General features: G+C 65.0%; 20 protein-coding genes. All 20 read left to right on the top strand.

Going from position 1 to position 19,733, the window contains the following annotated elements; all coding sequences use genetic code 11:
* The first annotated feature begins 25 nt into the window (after positions 1-25).
* The 20 genes from AC3WMU_RS06590 (at position 26) to AC3WMU_RS06495 (ending at position 19,669) form a co-directional block, all read left to right on the top strand.
* Positions 26-1,126, top strand: a complete 1,101-nt coding sequence (locus tag AC3WMU_RS06590) for a cupin domain-containing protein (RefSeq protein WP_006225822.1) — start codon at positions 26-28, stop codon at positions 1,124-1,126.
* A gap of 37 nt (positions 1,127-1,163) precedes the next feature.
* A complete protein-coding gene (locus AC3WMU_RS06585) occupies positions 1,164-1,655 on the top strand; it encodes an aromatic-ring-hydroxylating dioxygenase subunit beta (protein WP_006225821.1) in 492 nt (163 codons plus the stop codon).
* A 22-nt stretch (positions 1,656-1,677) separates the two neighbouring features.
* Positions 1,678-2,946 carry an aromatic ring-hydroxylating dioxygenase subunit alpha gene (locus AC3WMU_RS06580; protein ID WP_006225820.1) on the top strand — a complete coding sequence of 423 codons (1,269 nt, stop codon included), beginning with the start codon at positions 1,678-1,680 and terminating at the stop codon, positions 2,944-2,946.
* 2 nt (positions 2,947-2,948) lie between these two features.
* Positions 2,949-3,269, top strand: coding sequence for a non-heme iron oxygenase ferredoxin subunit (locus AC3WMU_RS06575; protein ID WP_006225819.1), 321 nt, complete (start codon positions 2,949-2,951; stop codon positions 3,267-3,269).
* Positions 3,266-4,495 (top strand): NAD(P)/FAD-dependent oxidoreductase, encoded by a 1,230-nt coding sequence (locus AC3WMU_RS06570; RefSeq protein WP_424625618.1) that lies wholly within the window; start codon positions 3,266-3,268, stop codon positions 4,493-4,495. Before AC3WMU_RS06575 ends, AC3WMU_RS06570 begins: the two co-directional genes overlap by 4 nt.
* Before the next feature lie 8 nt (positions 4,496-4,503).
* Positions 4,504-4,935 carry a nuclear transport factor 2 family protein gene (locus AC3WMU_RS06565; RefSeq protein WP_492282019.1) on the top strand — a complete coding sequence of 144 codons (432 nt, stop codon included), beginning with the start codon at positions 4,504-4,506 and terminating at the stop codon, positions 4,933-4,935.
* A 47-nt stretch (positions 4,936-4,982) separates the two neighbouring features.
* On the top strand, positions 4,983-5,783 hold the full coding sequence (gene hpaH / locus AC3WMU_RS06560) for a 2-oxo-hept-4-ene-1,7-dioate hydratase (RefSeq protein ID WP_006225816.1): 801 nt from the start codon (positions 4,983-4,985) through the stop codon (positions 5,781-5,783).
* Positions 5,784-5,886: 103 nt separating this feature from the next.
* On the top strand, positions 5,887-6,870 hold the full coding sequence (locus AC3WMU_RS06555; protein WP_100220424.1) for a Bug family tripartite tricarboxylate transporter substrate binding protein: 984 nt from the start codon (positions 5,887-5,889) through the stop codon (positions 6,868-6,870).
* A 262-nt stretch (positions 6,871-7,132) separates the two neighbouring features.
* Positions 7,133-7,702: a class I SAM-dependent methyltransferase gene (locus tag AC3WMU_RS06550; protein WP_035213608.1), complete on the top strand. Its 570-nt coding sequence runs from the start codon at positions 7,133-7,135 to the stop codon at positions 7,700-7,702.
* A 171-nt stretch (positions 7,703-7,873) separates the two neighbouring features.
* Entirely contained in the window at positions 7,874-8,848 is a 975-nt protein-coding gene (locus AC3WMU_RS06545) for an AraC family transcriptional regulator (RefSeq protein ID WP_424625620.1), read from the top strand.
* Positions 8,849-8,949: 101 nt separating this feature from the next.
* Entirely contained in the window at positions 8,950-9,219 is a 270-nt protein-coding gene (locus AC3WMU_RS06540; protein ID WP_006225812.1) for an H-NS histone family protein, read from the top strand.
* A gap of 147 nt (positions 9,220-9,366) precedes the next feature.
* Positions 9,367-10,515, top strand: coding sequence for a formylglycine-generating enzyme family protein (locus tag AC3WMU_RS06535; RefSeq protein WP_424625621.1), 1,149 nt, complete (start codon positions 9,367-9,369; stop codon positions 10,513-10,515).
* Positions 10,516-10,573: 58 nt separating this feature from the next.
* Positions 10,574-11,548: an AAA family ATPase gene (locus AC3WMU_RS06530; RefSeq protein WP_006225810.1), complete on the top strand. Its 975-nt coding sequence runs from the start codon at positions 10,574-10,576 to the stop codon at positions 11,546-11,548.
* An 8-nt stretch (positions 11,549-11,556) separates the two neighbouring features.
* Positions 11,557-12,522, top strand: a complete 966-nt coding sequence (locus tag AC3WMU_RS06525) for a DUF58 domain-containing protein (protein ID WP_006225809.1) — start codon at positions 11,557-11,559, stop codon at positions 12,520-12,522.
* On the top strand, positions 12,519-13,019 hold the full coding sequence (locus AC3WMU_RS06520; RefSeq protein WP_424625622.1) for a DUF4381 domain-containing protein: 501 nt from the start codon (positions 12,519-12,521) through the stop codon (positions 13,017-13,019). The genes AC3WMU_RS06525 and AC3WMU_RS06520 overlap by 4 nt, the downstream gene beginning before the upstream one ends.
* Positions 13,006-14,034 (top strand): VWA domain-containing protein, encoded by a 1,029-nt coding sequence (locus AC3WMU_RS06515; protein WP_492282018.1) that lies wholly within the window; start codon positions 13,006-13,008, stop codon positions 14,032-14,034. Before AC3WMU_RS06520 ends, AC3WMU_RS06515 begins: the two co-directional genes overlap by 14 nt.
* The gene (locus AC3WMU_RS06510; protein WP_492282017.1) at positions 14,019-15,533 is read left to right on the top strand and encodes a VWA domain-containing protein; all 1,515 of its coding nucleotides are present in this window, start codon (positions 14,019-14,021) and stop codon (positions 15,531-15,533) included. Before AC3WMU_RS06515 ends, AC3WMU_RS06510 begins: the two co-directional genes overlap by 16 nt.
* Complete coding sequence (locus tag AC3WMU_RS06505) at positions 15,530-16,954, top strand: BatD family protein (RefSeq protein WP_492282016.1); 1,425 nt, start codon at positions 15,530-15,532, stop codon at positions 16,952-16,954. Before AC3WMU_RS06510 ends, AC3WMU_RS06505 begins: the two co-directional genes overlap by 4 nt.
* Entirely contained in the window at positions 16,951-17,985 is a 1,035-nt protein-coding gene (locus AC3WMU_RS06500; protein WP_424922724.1) for an HAD family hydrolase, read from the top strand. Before AC3WMU_RS06505 ends, AC3WMU_RS06500 begins: the two co-directional genes overlap by 4 nt.
* Positions 17,986-18,034: 49 nt before the next feature.
* Positions 18,035-19,669 (top strand): arylsulfatase, encoded by a 1,635-nt coding sequence (locus AC3WMU_RS06495; RefSeq protein ID WP_035213573.1) that lies wholly within the window; start codon positions 18,035-18,037, stop codon positions 19,667-19,669.
* The last annotated feature ends 64 nt before the right edge of the window (positions 19,670-19,733 follow it).

Below are 19,733 nucleotides of genomic sequence, written 5' to 3'. Positions count from 1 at the left end.
AGCGCCGGCGCAACAGGAGACAAGCATGTTCGTCGACGTCAGCGGGGCCAGCCCTCGCGAGCAGAACAAATGGCCGTCGATCGTGATCCCGAAAGAGGACATCGATCTGGAAATCGCCCGGCTGATCGATGCGCCCCGGCCGGACAACGGCCGCCGCGCCTCGCTGATCGTGCATCCCGAGGCGACCGCGCCCGGCCTCGGTCTGGCCCCCGGCACGGACGTGACCATCAACGTGGTGAACCCCGGCGAACGCACGTTCAATCTGCGCAAGAACTCCAACATGCTGGAGATCTGTATCAGCGGCGAGGGCGTGGCCACTGTGGCGGGCCGCGACATCCGCATCGGCCACTGGGACGTCTGGAATACGCCGGCGATGCAGGTCCATTCCTACCGCAACGAGGGCAAGACGCCCTGGGTGCGGCTGTCGTACTCGAACGCGCCCCTGCTGGAAAAGCTGGAGATCCATTACGTCGAGGAATTCGAGGGCGATGTCCCGCCGGCGGATGCCAACACGAAGCCTGTGCCGGCCCGCGCCGCGGACGGCCCGCGGTCTCGTGACCTGGCTTTGCGCGAACAGATCACGCCTGATGGCGCCTGGCTGATGGGCTACGAGTGGCTGATCGATATCGACGTGCTGGAGTCCAAGGCGTTGCACTGGCCCTGGGCGGACGTGTCGCGCTACCTGCCTACCGTCGAAGACATGGCGCGCGGCTACAACGGCCGCCGGCTCTTCGTGCTGTACAACCCGGCCACCGAACGCCGTATCGGTACCACGCATAGTTTCTTTGCAACGATTTCCTCGTCGCCGCCGGACAACCACCACGTGCCGCACCGGCACAGTTCGTCTGCCATCAACTACTACCTGCGCGGCAACGGCTACAGCAAGGTCAGCGGCACGCGCCTGGACTGGAAGGCCGGCGACCTGATCCTGTCCGCGCCGGGTTGGGCAATGCACTCGCACCATTCGGGCACCGAGACCACGTCGGCGCTGACCGTGCAGGATCACCCCCTGCAAATCGCGATGGAGTCGCTGATCTGGCAGGAGCGCATGCAGGAACCCATCCTGGCGCTGGGCAGCCAGAGCGGCTTTGAAAGTAACCGCGCGCAGTTGGCCGCGGCTTCGTAAGCGGACGCTTCCCATGAACCGATTCCCGGATCCTTCCATGACCTTGACCGACTATTCCGACGTGTCGTCGTTGCGTGCCCGCCTGCGGGACTTCTATGACGACTACGCCTTTTGCCTGGACGAAAACCGGCTTGAAGCGTGGCCCGACTTCTTCACCGAAGACTGCCACTACCGCGTGCTGTCCCGTGAAAACCACGACGCCGGCCTGCCGCTGGGCCTGATCTACTGCATGAACAAGAACATGCTGCGCGACCGCGTCACGGCGCTGCGCGAAACCACCATGTTCGAGCCGCGCTCGCTGCGCCATTTCGTGAGCGGCGTGCGCGTGATGGAAGTGCAGGGCGACCACATCGTCGCGCAGGCCAACTTCGCGGTGATGGAGTCGCTGTCCGACCGTGAGCCCACCTTGAACATGGTGGGCCGGTACCTGGACGTGCTGCGCGACGGGCCGGACGGCCTGGCGTTCACCCGCCGCGACTGCGTCTACGACAACTACCGCGTGCGCACGTCGCTGATCGTGCCTCTCTGAATCCGCTGCAAGGAAACCTGCCATGACCTGTTCCGACTCCGCCGTGCTGGACGCGCCTGCCGAGGCTCCCATCCATATCGAGCGCCGCTGGCCCAAAGAGGGCTACACGCGCATCCCCAACTGGGTCTATACGGACCCGGCCATTTTCCAGAAGGAAATGGACATCTTCTTTGCCGGGCAGACCTGGAATTACGTCGGCCTGGAATGCGAAGTGCCGGAGGTCGGTTGCTACAAGCGCAACTGGATCGGCAACCGGCCGGTCATCATGGTCCGCACCGAAACCGGCGAAGTGACCGTGCTGGAGAACCGCTGCGCCCATCGCGGTGCGCAGATCTGCTGGCACAACACCGGCCGCGTGACGGACTTCACGTGCCCGTACCACCAATGGAACTACGACTTGAACGGCAACCTGCAAGGCGTGCCGTTCCGTCGGGGCGCCATGGGCAAAGGCGGTATGCCGAAGGACTTCGACCCCAAGCAGAACGGCATCCGCAAGCTGCGCAGCGTGAACCGGGGCGGCTCCATCTGGGCCACGTTCTCTGACGAGGCGCCCAGCTTCGAGGACTATTGCGGGCCGGAAGTGCTGGCCGAGATCGACCACATGCTGCCGGGCAAGCCGCTCAAGCTGCTGGGCTACAGCCGCCAGTTGATCCCCAGCAATTGGAAGATGTACCTGGAAAACCTGAAGGACCCGTACCACGCCACCTTGCTGCATACCTTCTACATCACCTTCGGCCTGTGGCGGGCCGACTCCAAGTCGGAGTGCATCCCCACGGGCGGCGGCGCGCACAGCGTCATGGTGTCGCACAACGAAGGCAAGAAGAAGACGGCGGCCACGACCGAAATGAGCCGCTTCCGCGATGACCTGGAACTGCTCGACCTGGAAACCGTGACGCCGCGCGCCGAATTCAACCGGGGCCGCGTGGGCGGCGCCTGGGTGTTCCCGGCCGCGCAGTTTGGCATCCAGGCCAATTCCCTGAAGACGCGCCACGTGATTCCGCGCAGCCCGACCGAGCACGAACTGGTGTTCACCTATTACGGGTACGAGGACGACGACGAGGAAATGACCCGGCTGCGCTTAAAGCACGCCAACTTGCTGGGTCCGGCCGGATTCGTGTCCATGGACGACAGCGAAATGCTGAACCAGGTGCAGATCGGCGTGACGGGGTATCCCGAGGCGCGGGGCATCGTCGAAATGGGCGGGCGCGATACCGAGCCCGCCGATTACATGGTGACCGAAGTGCTGATCCGGTCGTTCTACGACTACTACCGCAAGGCAATGGGGCTGTAAGCATGGAAACCTGGAAACCCGTCGCCCAGGTCGGCGACATCTCGCCCGATACCGGCACCTTGCGCGTGGTGCACGATGGAGAAGGCGTCTGCCTGTATGACTTGCAGGGCGAGATCTGCGCCACGCAGGACCGCTGCCCGCATGGCAACGCCAGCCTGGCGGACGGTTATGTGGAAGACGGCACCATCGAATGCCCGCTGCATCAGGGCGTCTTCGACATCCGCACCGGCAAGCCGCAATGCCCGCCCGTCACGACGGACTTGCGCCGCTACGAGGTGCGGGTCGAGGCGAACACGATCTACCTGAAGGCGGAGGCCGCGTGAACACGGGCGCCATCGTCATCGTGGGTGCGGGGCAGGCGGGCGGCTGGGCCGCCGCCACGCTGCGCGACCGCGGCTACGCCGGCCGGGTCGTGCTGCTGGGCGACGAGCCGCATGCGCCCTATGAACGTCCGCCCTTGAGCAAGGCCGTGCTGGGCGGGCAAGCGCCGCCCGAAAGCACGGAGCTGTTCTCGGCCCAGCGGCTGGCCCAACTGGACATCGAATTCCAGCCCAGCGTGTCGGCAACGCGCCTGCGGCTGCGGGAACGCCAGGTGGACACGTCCGATGGCGGTGCGCTGGGTTACGACAAGCTGATCCTCTGCATGGGCGGCAAGCCGCTAGTGCCGGCGCTGCCCGGTGTGGACAGCGCCGGCGTGCATGTGCTGCGTACGCGGGACGATGCCCTGCGCCTGCGCGCGAGTCTGGGGCCGGGTAAGCACCTGGTCATCGTCGGCGGGGGATGGATCGGGCTGGAAGTCGCGGCCACCGCGCGGCAGACGGGCAGCACGGTCACGGTGCTGGAACAGGCGCCGCGGCTGTGCGCCCGCAGCGTGCAGCCGGGCGTGTCAGCCCACTTGGCTGCGCTGCATGCTGCGCACGGCGTGGATATCCGGCTCAATGCCGGGCTGCGCGTCGTGCAGGCGCAGGCGGACGGCAAACCCGTTGCCGAACTGGCCGACGGCACCCGCATTGCCGCCGACGCGGTGGTGCTTGGAGTGGGCTTACAGCCCAATGATGCGTTGGCGCGCGAGGCGGGCATCGCCTGCGAGCGCGGCGTGCTGGTGGATGAATATTGCCGCACGTCGGCAGAGGACGTCTACGCCGCGGGCGACGTGGCGGTCTCCGCGCACGCCGCGGCCGGCGGCCGGATCCGCCTGGAATCCTGGCAGAACGCGCAAGACCAGGGCACGGCGGCCGCGTTGTCGGCGCTGGGCGAGACGGCGCCCTATGTACCGACCGGCGCCGTCTGGTCGGAGCAATACGACGCCATGGTGCAGATCGTCGGCTTCCCGGCGCTGGCGGCTTGCGAGGTATTGCGGCCGCAGGCCGATGGCCGGGCGCTGCTGTCGATGGCGCTGGATGCCGGCGGCCGCCTCGTGGCGGCGGTGGCGGTAGATGCAGCGCGGGATCTCCGCCAGCTGCGCAAGTGGATCGCGCAAGGCGCGGTCCTGGACCCGGCGTTGTTGCAGCGGCCAGACGTGCCGCTGGCCAGCGCCCAGATCGGATGAGGACCCCTTTGGAACATTCCACCCACACCCTGCAAATCCAGGCCGCTTGCGTAGCGGTCGTCCTGGACTTCTTCCATGCGTTGGACACCCGCCGCCACGAGGACGCAGCCGCGCTGATGGCGCAAGACGGCGTGTGGCTGCGGCAGGGCAAGCGGCTGTGCGGCCCGCAGGAAGTCCTGGCCGCGTTGAACGCCCGAGCGCCGGAACGCACCACTTGCCACGTCATCACCAACCTGCGCCTGACCGCGCAGGAAGGCACGCACGCGACCGTCGCGTATTTCCTGACCGCTTACGAAAGCGTGCCGCACGAGCAGGGCGGGGCGCCCAGGCTCGTCGCCATCCGGGATTGCCAGGACGCGTTGGTGGACACCGGCGCCGGTTGGCGCCTGGCCGACAAGCGTAGCCGACGCCATCTGCCGCCTGAACCCAAACCCAAATAAAAGCCCGCGCCCGACGCGGGATAAGCAAAGAAAGCCAAGGAGACAACATGGATACCCCCACCATCAAGGCGCTGGCGCGCCGGCTGGACGAAGCGGAACAGACGCGAACCCAGGTGCGTGCGCTGTCGCTGGATCATCCGGACATCACCATTGCCGATGCCTATGCGATCCAGCGCGAATGGGTCGCGCAGAAGATCGCGGCCGGCCGCCGGCTGGTCGGTCATAAGATCGGGCTGACCTCGCGTGCGATGCAACTGTCCTCGCAGATCGACGAACCCGATTACGGCGCGTTGCTGGACGACATGCTGTTCGCCGACGGCGCAGAGATCCCCCGCGACCGCTTCATCGTGCCGCGCGTCGAGGTTGAACTGGCCTTTATCCTGGACCGGCGCCTGCAAGGGCCAGGCGTGACCTTGTTCGACGTGCTGGACGCCGTGCGCTACGTGATTCCGGCACTGGAGATCATCGACGCGCGGTCGCACCAGATCGATCCCGAGACCAAACGGCCGCGCAAGGTGTTCGACACCATTGCCGACAACGCGGCGAACGCCGGTGTGGTGATGGGAGGCCGGCCCGTGCGCGTGGGCGACATGGACTTGCGCTGGGTGGGCGCCATGATGTCGCGCAACGCGGTCATCGAGGAAACCGGATTGGCGGCGGGCGTGTTGAACCATCCGGCCAACGGAGTGGTGTGGTTGGCCAACAAACTGGCCGAGCATGACGTCACGCTGGAAGCCGGCCAGATCATCCTGAGCGGATCGTTCACGCGGCCCGTCTTTGCCCAGGCAGGCGACACCTTCCATGTGGATTACGGGCCGCTCGGCTCGGTGAGCTGCCGCTTCGTGTAACGCAACCGCCAGGAGACGCCTGACCCATTTTCGAATCCAACCACGCGCCCGACATACCTACAACGCCGCGGGCGCGCGTTAACGCATCCCCCAGGAGACAACAGTGAACCCTTCAAAGACTCTCATTCACATGGCGGCTGCCGCTTGCGTGTCGCTGACAGCAGGCGCCGCGCTGGCGCAGCAGGCCGACTGGCCCGCGCACGCCATCACGCTGGTCGTGCCCTTTGCCGCAGGAGGCGGCGGCGACACGCTGGCCCGCCTGGTGGCCGAACCGCTGTCGCGCGAACTGGGCCAATCCATCATCGTGGAAAACCGGCCGGGCGCGGGCGGCAATATCGGCGCGTCCATCGCTGCGCGGGCCAAGCCGGACGGCTATACGCTGTCCTATGGCACCAACGGCACGCAGGCCATCAACCATTGGCTCTACAAGTCGCCCGGCTATGCGCCCAGCGACTTCGAGCCGATCTCGCGCTTTACCGTCATCGCCGCCGCGCTGGTAGTCAACGGCACCGACGACCGTTTCAAGACGCTGGCGCAGCTGCTCGACTACGCCAAATCCCATCCTGGCGAACTGACCTGTGGGTCGGCCGGCAACGGCACCTCGTCGCACCTGGCCTGTGAACTCTTGAACCAGATGGCCGGCATCCGTGTCATGCACATTCCGTACAAGGGCGGCGGCGCAGCCATGACTGACCTCTTGGGCGGACGCATTTCGTTCCTGATTGATGTGATGCCCAATGTGTCGGGCCAGATTGCCGCGGGCAAGCTGCGGGCGCTCGGCGTGACCACGCCTGAACGGGTGGGTTCCAACCCGGACATCCCCACGATCAGCGAGGCGGGCGTCAAGGGCTACGAGTTCTTCGCCTGGGATGGGCTGTACGCGCCCAAGGGCACCCCGGTTGCCGTCCTGGACAAGCTGAACGCCGCAGTGAACCAGGCGCTGCAGCGTCCTGAAGTGCGCAAGGCCCTGGAGTCCCGCGGCGCGGTTCCGTCGCCCACGACCCGCCAATCGCTGGCGGACTTCGGCGCCGAAGAGTACACGCGGCTGGGCAAGGTGGTGAAGACCGCAGGCGCGGCGATCGACTGATCCGCCACGGCGACTTGCAACGCAAGCTGACAGCAACGGCCGCCCGCTGTGGCGGCCGGACCACGCGCCCACCGCCAATTGATAAACGTGCTTACGTACAGTTGCCGGTGCGGGCGGTCCGGGACAGGTAATGTCTTTGTAGTGCTCCTGTGCAGCGCAACAATCCTGCATGGGGGTCCTGGAACCAGAGACAAAGGCACCCATGCATTCCTCTTCGTCATATAAGACCGCCGCGCGGCACAAGCATTCGTCCCAGTGGCGGATGACCTGGTTGCAAGAGCGCAAGCAGTTCGTCAAGGCGCTGTTGTCCAACCCCGCGGCCATCGGCGCCGTGTCGCCTTCCGGGGCGGCGCTGGCGGCGGCGATCACCGCAGCGGTGCCGCCCATGGCAGGAAAAGTCCTGGAACTGGGTTGCGGCACCGGCGTGTTCACCCGCGAGCTGCTGCGCAAAGGCGTGCATCCCTCGCGCCTGGTCCTGGTCGAGCAGGATTCGGGCATGAGCTCAAGCCTGCGCACGCAGTTCCCGGAAGCCGCCGTGCTGCAGGTGTCGGCGCAAGACCTGTCGCGGCACCTACACCCCGAGCTGGACGGCATCGATGCGACGATTTGCGGACTGCCATTGCGCAACATGAGCGGAGTGCACCATCACCAGCTTCTGACCGCCGTGTTCGAGGCCATGCGGCCAGGCGGCGCCATGCACTTTTTCACCTATGGCGTGCGCTGCCCGATTTCCCGCACCGTGCTGGACGCGTGTGGGCTGTCCGCCCGCAGAGAGCGTTTCGTGCCGCTCAATCTGCCGCCTGCGTCGGTATATCGCCTGAGCCGGCAATAGGGCGATACTCCCACCTGCAGACTTGGCTCCCCGCTCGCGGCGAAAGCAGCGATTCCTTTTGCATGCCGCCACGCTGGCGGAAATAGCGATACAACCTTGTAGCGATTTATCGCCCGGTGCTAACCTCGGCTGGCCGTTATCCGAAAAGCGAAATCATGCAGGGGTTTTGCCATGTCCTTTCAGTCGGTATATACGAGACAGGTCTATTCCGGTTTAGAACCGTCTCAGGCATTTGATGTGGTGTATGGCGGCCGGTTCGAACACCGGCTGCTGTCGTCCCGGGATACGGTGCTGCATCATCAAAGGCTGATAATCGGCGAGCTGCGCCTGGAGACCGGGTGTTACGACTTTCCCGTGATTGCGCAAGGATGCATGCCCGAGGACGGCATCTGCATTGGGTTCATGGTTGCGGGCGGCGACCGGACCAAAGTCAACACTACCGCCTTGGGCCCCGATGAAATACAGATTTACCCAGCGGGTCTCGAACTGCTCTATCACGCCACGGGACCTTCACGCTGGGTGAATCTCACTGTTCCCCATGAGCTGCTGCAAAGGGCGGCAACGCGCAGGCTAGGGTTTTCGCTGACGCTGCCGCGGCAATCGGCAAGATCGCTCCAGTTGAACCCCGGCGGCTGCCACGCCTTGACGTGCGCGGTCGATGATGCGCTGAACATGGCCAGGCGCATGCAGCCAGCAGGAGGATTGGCCCCCGATCTGGCTTGCGTGATTCACGACTCGCTTTTAAATGGTTATCTGGACGCGTTAGGCGACGCCACCGCGGCGCAGGGCGCCGCACGTTCCATTGTCGAAAGGCGCCATCACCATTTGATTTCCAGTTGCGAGCGTCTGGTGCTGTCGGGCGAAGACGCGGATGTTGCATTGGCCGATATCGCCCAGCGCAGTGGGTATAGCCTGCGCTCCTTGGAATTGATCTTTCGGCGTAGCGTGGGAATGACACCCAGCCGGTGGTTCATGACAGCACGGCTCAATGGTGCGCTGCGCGACATGCTTACCCAAGGGCAGGCGCTTAGCGTGTCAGAGATTGCCGGGAAGTGGGGTTTTCGCCACATGTCTCGATTCGCCCAATATTTCCGTCAAGCGTTTGGCGAGTCACCGCGCGACACGCTTAGGCGCGCTCGTAGCTAACGTTAACAAAAGACGCTTGGAAGATTTCGCATTTTGGATATCGCCGGTAATGACTGCGCGCTATTTTGAGTGCCTGCACCGAACTGCTGGGAGGTGGGGCCGTGGAGGAGAATTATCGGCAAGTGAAAGCGCGGATACGCACGCTTGAGGCAGAGGCTGAACGCTTGCGTCGCCAGGAACTGCAAATAATTCTTGTCGACATGCGGCAGAAGATAAAGGAATATGGAATAAAACCTGATCATTTGTTTGGTCCTGATCTTTCTGACCTGGTGCGCTACCGCCATCCCGAAACAGGCCAGACATGGAACGGTATTGGCCGTCCACCCAACTGGATCAGGGGCAAGGATCGCCACGCTTTCAGTGTGGAATGATTGTCTGGTCAAACCAGACACTGTTTTTGAAAGTCCCCGTCGGCATTCGCCGAATGCATTCCGATTCAGCGTGACAAGCAATTCGTGATACCCAAGCGTCGGCGTACCGGCGCGCCGTTTCGTTTCCATAGCAGTACGGAGGGGCACGTGAAGCAGCAACTGAAAGTTGGATTGATGATAGCCGGCGTGCTTCTTGGCGCCAGTGCATTGGGCGCGTACGTCGCTGGTGTCAGCCTTGCGCCAAAGCCGGCAGCCGTGGTCGCCAAGCTAGGCGACGGCAAGCAGGGGCCGGCCGGCATGGCCTGGATTCCGCCTGCGGAATTCCTCATGGGCAACAACCACAAGCTCTCGCAGCCGAACGAATTGCCACCGCACAGCGTTCGAGTAAGTGGCTTCTGGATGGATACCCACGACGTTACGAACGCGGAGTTCCGCCGCTTCGTCGAGGCCACGGGCTACGTGACGACTGCCGAGCAAAAGCCGAAGTGGGAAGACCTGAAAGTCCAGTTGCCTCCGGGCACCCCGCGTCCGGATGACAGCCTGCTGGTGCCGGGCGCCATGGTCTTTGTGGGATCCGAATCCGAAGTGTCGCTGCGCGACTACACCCGCTGGTGGCGCTTCGTGCCAGGTGCAAGTTGGCGCCAGCCGCAGGGGCCGGGCAGCAGCATCGTAGGCAAGGACGACCATCCGGTGGTCCAGGTCTCGTACGAGGACGCGCAGGCTTACGCAAAGTGGGCGGGTAAGCGGCTGCCCACGGAAGCCGAATGGGAGTTCGCCGCGCGTGGCGGCTTTGAGCAAGCCACTTATGCCTGGGGCAACGAGCTCAGTCCCAACGGCAAGCCCATGGCGAACATCTGGGACACGCAGCAGCAACAACCGTTCCCGGTGGTCAAAGACGAAAAAATCCAGGTCGGGACTACGCCCGTGGGCACATTCCCGCCCAATGCTTACGGCCTTTACGACATGGCGGGCAACGTCTGGCAATGGACGGCCGACTGGTATCGCGCCGATGCGTTCCGCATCCAGGCCCAGTACCGCCAACCGCCGCAAGACCCGGTCGGACCGGCAGACAGCTTCGATCCCGATGACGGCAATGTTCCCGCGTCCGCACCGAAGCGCGTCACGCGCGGCGGCTCTTTCCTGTGCAGCGATACGTATTGCATCAGCTACCGGGCCAGTGCACGGCGGGGCACTGACCCCTTGAACGGAATGTCGCACCTGGGCTTTCGCACGGTCATGACGCCTGACCAGTGGAAACAGGCGCAAACCCGTCCAGGGCAAGTCGCCAGCCGGTGAATCCTGGCCGGGCTTCCCGGCGGTCTGTACCCGTTTGCATATGACGAAAGGGATAAGCATGGCGCAGCGCGATGGAATTCTGGCGTTGGAAGCGGCAATTTCTCAGGAGGTCTTGGGGCAGGCGGCGGTCATACGCCAAATGCTGATCGCGTTGGTCGCTGACGGTCATGTGTTGCTAGAGAGCCTGCCTGGGCTTGCCAAGACGCGCATGGTCAAAGCGCTGGCCTCGCATTTGGCGGCGGACATGAGTCGCATCCAGTTCACGCCAGATCTGCTGCCGTCGGACATCACCGGCGCGGACGTGCTCCAGCAAGACGCTGAAGGGCGTAACCACATCGCATTCCAGGCCGGGCCGCTATTTGGCAACCTCATCCTGGCTGATGAGATCAACCGCGCGCCTGCCAAGGTGCAATCGGCGTTGCTGGAAGCCATGGAAGAAAGGCAGATCACTGTGGGCGGCAACACGCGCAAGATGCCGGCGCTATTTATGGTGCTGGCCACGCAGAATCCGATCGAGCAAGAGGGCACCTACCCCTTGCCTGAGGCCCAGATGGACCGGTTCCTGATGAAGATCAGGCTGGACTATCCCGGAGCCGAAGACGAAATGGCGATGCTGGCCATGCTGAGGGGCACCCCTCAGGACACGGGCGCGCACCCCGACGCCGCCCGCATTTCGCAAGAGACGTTGTTCGCCTGCCGCGCCGAGGCCGCAGCGGTGCAGGTGGCGCCGGCGGTGGACCGCTATACGGTGGACCTGGTGAACGCCACGCGCCGACCTGCCGACTACGACGCCGATCTGGGCCGATGGATCCAGGTCGGCGCCAGCCCGCGCGGCGCCATTGCCCTGGACCGTGCCGCTCGCGTGCATGCCTGGTTGGAAAACGCCGCCTTCAGCACGCCGGACGACGTGCGCGCCGTGGCCCATGCGGTGCTTCGTCATCGCTTGCATCTCTCGTACGATGCGGTGGCGGATGGAATTACGGCCGATCAGGCCATCGATCGGGTCCTGGACGTTGTCGCCGTGCCGGCATAAGGGTCGCCATGAACCGCACGCCGCACCCCGTCCACCCGCCGCTGTCTGAGCTGATCGCGCTGGAGGCCGCCGTGAGCGGCTTGTCGTTCCTGGCGACTCAGCCGTTGAGCAGCGTGCTTGCTGGCCCTCATGGGTCGCGCCTACGGGGCAGGGGGCTGGATTTCGCCGAGCTTCGCCGCTACGTGGCTGGGGATGACCTGCGCCGTCTGGACCTGCGTGCATCGCTGCGCTACGGCAAGCCGTTTGTGCGCTCGTACACCGAGGAACGGGACCGTCCGGCGATGATCGTCGTCGATCAACGCATGAGTATGTATTTCGGATCGGTGCGCGCGTTCAAATGCGCCGTGGCGGCGCGGCTGGCCGCGATCGCGGCCTGGATCGCCTATCGGGGCGGAGACCGTGTCGGTGGCCTGGTGTTCGACGACGCCGGGGTCAGGGCGTTCAAGCCGTTGCGCAGCCGCGATCGCGTCCGCGCCTTGCTGGCTGAAGTTGCCCGGGCGAACGCCAACTTGTCAGCCGCCCAACCGGACCTGCCAGCCTCGCAGGGCCTGAACCGCGCATTACGCGGCGCGTTGCTGAACGCGCCGCATGATTGCCTGGTCTGCGTCATCAGCGATTTCGCCGGCGCCGACGAGGAGACGTTGCGCACGCTGCGCCTGCTGGCCGCGCACAATGACGTACTGGCCATGCTGGTGTTCGATCCGATGGCGCAGCAACTGCCCCGCAGCGGCAGGCTGGTGGTCACGCAGGGCGAACTGCAGCTGGAAGTCGCGGTAGGCCGTCAGCGTGAACGCGAACCGCTGGCGCGTTTCTTCAGCGACCGCCTTCGGCAGGTGGCTGAACTGCTGCGTCGCAGCCGCGTGCCGCTGCTGTCCATCGACACGGAGCAAGAGGAACTGCCGCAGCTGCGCCGCGAACTCGGCAAACAGGTCACGGCATCGGCCACGCCGCAGCCGCAAGGGGCTCGGGGATGAACGACGCGCTGCCAGGCTTGGACCAGTTGCGCGAACTGCCGTTGCCGGCAGCCGTGCCCTACTGGCCGCAGACGTGGGGGTGGGCCGTCCTGGCCGTCGTGGTGGTGGTGGGCGGCGCATGGGCCGCCGCGGCCGCGTTGCGCTACCGCCGCCGCAATCTGTACCGTCGTCAAGGCTTGCGGGCACTACGGCAGTTGGCGCAGGACGTCGAACGCGACCCGTTGGCCGCGCGCGGGTTGCCAGCGCTGCTGAAGCGGGCAGCGCTTGCCGCCCAGTCGCCAGGCGGGCGCGCCGCCGTGGCGTCGCTGAGCGGCGAGGCGTGGCTGGCCTATCTGGAGCGTGCAGTGCCGCAGGGCTTCCCGAAAGGCTCCCCTGAATTGATGCGGTTGCTGGCTTACGCGCCGGATGAAACGGTGCGCGGGCTGGACAACGCGACGCTTTCGCAATTGATCCGCGCAAGCCGCCAATGGATGGTGAAGCATCATGTGGCGGCTTGAATATCCCTGGTTGCTCGCCGCTGCGCCGCTGGCGCTGGCCGCTTATCGCTGGCTGCCTGCCTATGTGCAGCAGCGCAACGCGTTGCGCGTGCCGTTCTTCGATTCGGTTGCCGCGATCACAGGGCAGTCCCCGTCGCGGCCGGGCGTGCGGGCCAGCCCAGGCCAGCTCTGGCTGAACGTCGCGGTCTGGCTGCTGGTGGTGTTGGCGCTGGCGCGCCCGCAATGGGTCGAACCGCCGTTGACGCACACCGAAGCGGTTCGCGATGTTCTGCTGGCCGTGGACATATCGCAGTCAATGGACACCGCCGATTTCCGGAACGCCCAGGGGCAGCCTGAATCCCGGTGGAAAGCCGTCAAGGCCGTGGTTGCGGACTTCATCGCCAAGCGGGCGGACGACAGGCTGGGTTTGATCGTGTTCGGCACGGGCGCCTATCCGCAGGCGCCGCTCACGGGCGACCACGCTGCGCTGAGCCTGCTGCTGGAGCGGACTGCCGTGGGCATGGCGGGCCCCAACACGGCCATTGGCGACGCGATCGGGCTGGGCATACGGATGCTGGATGCCGCCAAGGAGCGCGAGAAGGTGTTGATCCTGCTGACCGATGGCAATGACACCGGAAGCGCCGTGCCGCCTGCGCGCGCCGCCGCGTTGGCGGCACAGCATCACATCATCGTGCATACGATCGGCATCGGCGATCCAGCTGCCACCGGTGAAGACCGGGTCGACTTCGGCGTGCTGCAAGGCATCGCCCGCGCCACCGGGGGGCAGTTCTTCAAGGCCGAAGATCTGGCCAGCCTGCAATCGGTGTATGCCACGCTGGACCGAATCACACCGCAAGAAGTGAAGACGTTGCGGCATCAACCCAAGCGCGATTATTTCTGGTTGCCGCTTGGATTGGCCCTGTGCTTGCTGGCCGTCTGGCACGGCGTGGCAGCCATTTCAGCGTGGCGGTCGCGCCGTGTGCGGGGTATGCGTCCGGCGCGCGGGGAAGAGGGGAAGGCATGGACCTCGACCTGAGCGCCTTTCACTTCCTGCGTCCCTGGTGGCTGATAGGCCTGCTTGCGGCCGCGCTACTCTGGTGGGTTCGGCGCGGTGAAGGAGACGCTGCGGGGCGCGCCAGCCAGATTTCGCCTGCGCTGTTGCCCTATCTGATCGTGCGGTCTCCCGGCAGCCGCGGACCGCGCCCGATCGACGCGCTGGCGCTTATCCTGGCTATTGGATCCGTCGCCGCCGCAGGCCCTGCGTGGCATCGCGACCAGCCCGAATTCCTGGACAATGTTGCGCCGTTGATCGTGGCGGTCGCGTTGGGCCCCTCCATGGACGGCGCGGATGTGCCGCCCACGCGGCTGGAGGCCGCAAAGCACCTGGTGCGGGATCTGGCTGCGCGCCGCGCCGGCGCCAAGACGGGTCTGATCGTCTACTCGGGCACGAGCCACCTGGTGCTGCCGCCCACCGACGACACGAACCTGCTGGATTTGTTTACCCAGGCGTTGGCGTCCGATCTGATCGGACCGCAAGGACGGGATGCAGCAGGCGCGATTGCGTTGGCCGCGCAGGTGCTGGCGGCCGAACGCGCCGGCGGCACCTTGCTGTTACTGACCGACAGCGCCGATGCGGGCAGCCTGGACGCGGTACGCCAGCGCGCGCAAGCGGCGGCCGACTTGCAAGTGCTGGTGATGGCGGTGGGGCAGTCAGGGTTGGACAAGGATGCGCTGCAGGGCCTGTCGCGCGCGGCGGGCGCGCCGCTGGGCAGTCTTTCCGCCAGCCCCGACGACCTGGACTGGATCACGCTGCATGCGCAGCAGCACTTCCAGGCGGTGCAGGATGCGCAGTCCGGCGTCATCCACTGGAAGGATGCCGGCTATTGGCTTTGCTGGCCGCTGGCGCTGCTGGCATTGCTCGCTGTGCGCCGCGGCTGGAATGTGGCGTGGACGGCCGCGATCCTGATCGCCGTATCCGTGGGCGTGCCTGCCGAATCGCGCGCCGATCCGCTGGTGGACGCGTTCTTGACGGCGGACCAGCAGGGGCGACTGGCATTCGACAAAGGCCGCTTCGAAGACGCCGCCACGCTTTTCCAGGATCCGTACTGGAAGGGGCGGGCGGCCTACCAGGCAGGCAAGTACGCGGAGGCCTTGGCCGCGTTCTCAAAAGTGGAAACGCCTGAAGGCGTGTTCTACGTGGCCAATACCCAGACGCGCCTGCGGCAATACGACGCCGCCTTAGCCGCCTATGACCGGGCCCTGGCCTTGTCACCGGGTTGGGAAGCCGCCACCGTCAACCGGGGCATTGTCGAGCGGCTGCTGGCAGCGATGAGCAAGGAACAGCAGGGCGACCAAGCTGAGCCGCCGGATCAGACGATCGCGGACAAGACGGCGAAGGGGGGCAAGATGGTGGCCGCTCCCACTGCGCAGGCCGCGTCCGAAGAGGTGTGGCTGCGCAACCTGACATTGTCGCCAACGCGCTTCCTGCGCGGCAGGTTCGCCGTCGAAGACGCGGCGGCGGGAGGGCGTCCATGATCCGACTGCACCGGATGCTTTCGCTGCTGGGGTGGGGCCCATTGCGCAGGTTTGGCCTGTCGGGACTCCTTGGCCTCTTCGGCTGGGTGAGCCTGGCTGGCGTCGCCGCCGCGCAAGATGCGCCGGCCTTGCGTGTCACCGCCACCTTGCAGGCGCCCGCCGAGGTGCGCGTGGGCGCGACGGTGCGCTTGCAGCTTGAAGTGTTGACGCCCACCTGGTTCACGCAACCTCCCGTGCTGCCTGCGCTCGATATCCCGGGCGCCCTTGTCACGCCGCCGCAAGGCGAGGGCGAATTGGTGCGCGATTCTGTCGGCGGCGTGTCCTATAGCGGCGTGCGCTACACGTATGTGCTCAGTCCGACGGCCGCCGGCGCCATGCAGGTGCCGGCCTTGGCGGTGACGGCTAAGGTAGGCCCCGGCGGGCAGGAGGCATCAGGGGCAAGCAAACCCGTTTCGTTTTCCGTGCTGGCGCAGACAGCGGCAGCCGGGCAGGTGGTGGCCGCAGGAAAAATGGCCGTGACCCAGGAGTTTTCGATGGCTCCGGACCCGTTGATCGTGGGAGGGCGGATCACGCGGTCCGTCACCCAGCGGGCCGAAGGCGTACAGGCGATGTTGCTGCCCGCCGTGGAGTTGCCCGGCCTGCCGGGATTCAAACGCTATCCACGCGAACCCGAAGTGACCGCCTTGGATGACGGCCGCGGCGGCTTCGTCGGCGGCCAGCGAATTGATCGCGCCGATTACGTCGCGCAGGAGGCGGGCACGTTCCGTTTACCGCCGCTGACCGTCAGATGGCGCGACGGCGCGACCGGCGAGCCCGCCAAATCTGAGCTGCCCGGACGGGCCTTCACCGTAGCGCCGGCGCCTGTTGTCGCGCCGCCGTTCTCGCTTGCTGAAGACCTGGCCCGGTTGCGCCATGGCCTTCGCTGGGTCATTCCCACCGTCTGGTTGGTAGCGGGAGCAAGTCTGCTGGCGGCCCTTGGCGCGCTATGGCTGACTTGGCCGTGGTGGCGGCGTCTTGCCGCGGCGTTGCGCGTCCGGGCTCGGCAAGCGGCTGCGGTTCGGCGCGCAAGCGAAGCCTGGCATTGGCGCCAATGGCGGCGCGAAGCCCGCCAGCGGCCGGATTCGCTTGGCGCCTTCTATCGCTGGCTGCACGTGGCGACGGGCGCGCAGGACTTGCGCGCGGCGGTCGCGCCATTGGGGCGGGGCGCGCGGCAGACCGCAACGGCTGTGCTGCAAGATGCCTATGGGGCGCCGAAACCGGCGACGGCATGGCGCGGCGTGCTCGCCCAGTCATCGATTCGGTGGAGACAGGCATGGCGGGGCCGGCAAGCGCCGACGCCCGCGCATACCTTGCCGCGTGATTTGAATCCGACCCAAGCAGGGCGAACCGCAACGGCGCAAGAGGCGCAAGGAATCCAATGATGACGCAAATGACTGAAAGACCACATGGTTGGACGGCCTGGCTGGCTTCGACTTCCATCGCGCTGTTGTTGACGGCTTGCGCCGCGCCCCAGAAGACGTCGCCGACGCAAGCGGACCTGCCTTCGTGGAACGACGGTCCGTCGCGCACCGCGATCGTGGATTTCGTGCACGCAGTGACTCAGCCGGGAAGCCCGGACTTCGTGGCGGCGGAGGAACGCATCGCAGTGTTCGACAACGATGGCACGCTGTGGTCCGAGCAACCTATGTATTTTCAGGTGCTGTTCGCTCTTGACCGGGTCAAGGAGATGGCGCCAGCGCATCCGGAGTGGGCCAAGCGTCAGCCGTTTAAGGCGGCTATCGAAGGCGACAAAGCCGCTTTGGCCAAAGCCGGGCAGGAGGGTCTGCTGAAGATCGTGGGCGCGACGCACACGAGCATGACGGTGGAGGATTTCACGCAAAGCGTGACCCAATGGACCGCGACGGCGAAGCATCCGCGCTTCAACCAGCCCTATACGTCAATGACTTACGTGCCGATGCGCGAACTGTTGGATTACCTGCGCGCGAACGGCTTCAAGACCTACATCGTGTCCGGCGGCGAAACCGAATTCATGCGTCCCTGGGCACAGGCCGCTTACGGCGTGCCGCCGGAACAGGTCATCGGCAGCGGGTTCACCACCACATTTGAGATGCGCGGCGACAAGCCGGTCCTCTGGCGGCAGGGCAAGCTCGAGTTCAACGACGACGGCCCGGGAAAGCCGGTGGCCATCCAGCGCTACATCGGCCGCCGTCCCTTATTGGCCTTCGGCAACTCCGACGGCGACCTGCAGATGTTGCAGTGGACGACCGCCGGCGCTGGCAAGCGCTTTGCGGGCATCGTCCACCACACCGACGCGCAGCGCGAGTGGGCCTATGACCGGGATTCCAGCGTCGGACGATTGGACCGCGCGTTGGATGAAGCCCTGCGCAGCGGATGGACGGTTGTTGACATGAAGACGGAGTGGAAACGGATATACGGGTTCGAAAAGCCTTAAGCAAGAGTGACTTGGGAGTACATGGCCCTTTTGGGCAAGGAGAGCAGTCATGAAAGCAAGACGATGGTTGGGCGCGGCGCTGGTGGCCGCGAGCGGACTTGCGATGATGGGCGGTGCGTTTGCGCAAGCCCAGAATCCCCAGTCCAGCCCTCAGGGGCAAACCTCCGGCAAGAAGCCGAACATTCTTGTCATTTTTGGGGATGACGTGGGGCAGGCCAACATCAGCGCCTACACCAGAGGGGTCGTGGGCTACAGAACGCCCAATATCGATCGTATCGCCAATGAAGGCGCGATTTTCACCGACTACTACGCCGAAAATAGTTGCACGGCGGGCCGGTCCACCTTCATTACCGGGCAATCGGCGCGCCGCACCGGCTTGTCGAAAGTCGGTATCCCGGGTGCCCCCGTAGGATTGCAGGACAGGGACATCACGATTGCGCAGGCCTTGAAAGGCCAGGGCTACAACACCGCGCAATTCGGCAAGAATCACTTGGGTGACCGCGACGAATACCTGCCCACCAAGCATGGTTTCGACGAATTCTTTGGCAATCTCTATCACTTGAACGCCGAAGAAGAGCCCGAACGTCCGTACTTCCCGAAAAATCCCACGGACCCGGTCATCAAGAGCTACATGCCGCGCGGGGTGATCAAGGCGTCGGCTGACGGCAAGATCGAAGATACCGGCGCGTTGACGACCAAGCGCATGGAAACCATCGACGACGAAACCGTGGGTGCGGCGCTGGACTACCTGGACAAGCACGGAAAGGCGGAAAAGCCCTTCTTCCTGTGGATGAACACCACCCGCATGCACTTGTTCACGCACATCCGGGACGAGCACAAGGGCAAGAGCGGCATGCCCGGCAACGACTATGCCGACGGCATGTGGGAGCACGACCAGGATGTGGGCAAGCTGCTGAAGAAGCTGGACGACTTGGGCATTGCCAAGGACACCATCGTGATCTACACGACGGACAACGGGCCCAACCAGTTCAGTTGGCCCGACGCCGCCACGACGCCATTCCGCAGCGAGAAAGACACCAACTGGGAAGGCGCATTCCGCGTTCCGGCGATGATCCGCTGGCCAGGCCATATCGAGCCGGGCACGGTCAAGAACGACATCGTTTCGGGCATGGACTGGTTCCCGACGCTGCTGGCGGCCGCGGGCGACGATGGGGTGAAGGAACGGCTGCTCAAGGGCTGGCGCCCCGATGGCGCGAATCGTGACTTCAAGGTGCATCTGGACGGTTACAACCAACTGGCTTACCTCACCGGCAAGAGCGACAAGAGCGCGCGTGATGACTTTTACTACTTCAACGATGACGGCCTGCTGGTCGCCATGCGGTTTGAAAACTGGAAGGTCGTGTTTTGCGAACAGAAGTCGCCGGGGGGCTTCGCCGTCTGGAAAGAGCCGTTCGTATGCTTGCGCGTTCCCAAGGTGTTCAACCTGCGCATGGATCCGTACGAGCGCGCCGACATCGTTTCCGACCAGTACAACGACTGGCTGACGAAGAACGCGTATCTTGCCTTCATCGGGTCGGCCAAGGCGGGTGAATTCCTGCAGACCTTCATCGACTGGCCGCCCAGCCAGAACCCGCCCAGCTTCAGTACCGATCAGATCCAAAAGGAGGTGGACAAGAAGATTGACGAGTACTTCGAGCAGCAAGCGAAAAAGCAGGGCAAGTAAGCAGCAAGGGGCGGGCGCGGCTTTGCGGCCGGGCCCGCCACTCGCAATTTGGCGGACTGACAAG

Source organism: Achromobacter sp. FW305-C-13, from assembly GCF_058783475.1.
The sequence above is the reverse complement of the archived record's forward strand: the minus strand, read 5'-3'. Positions and strand labels throughout refer to the sequence as shown.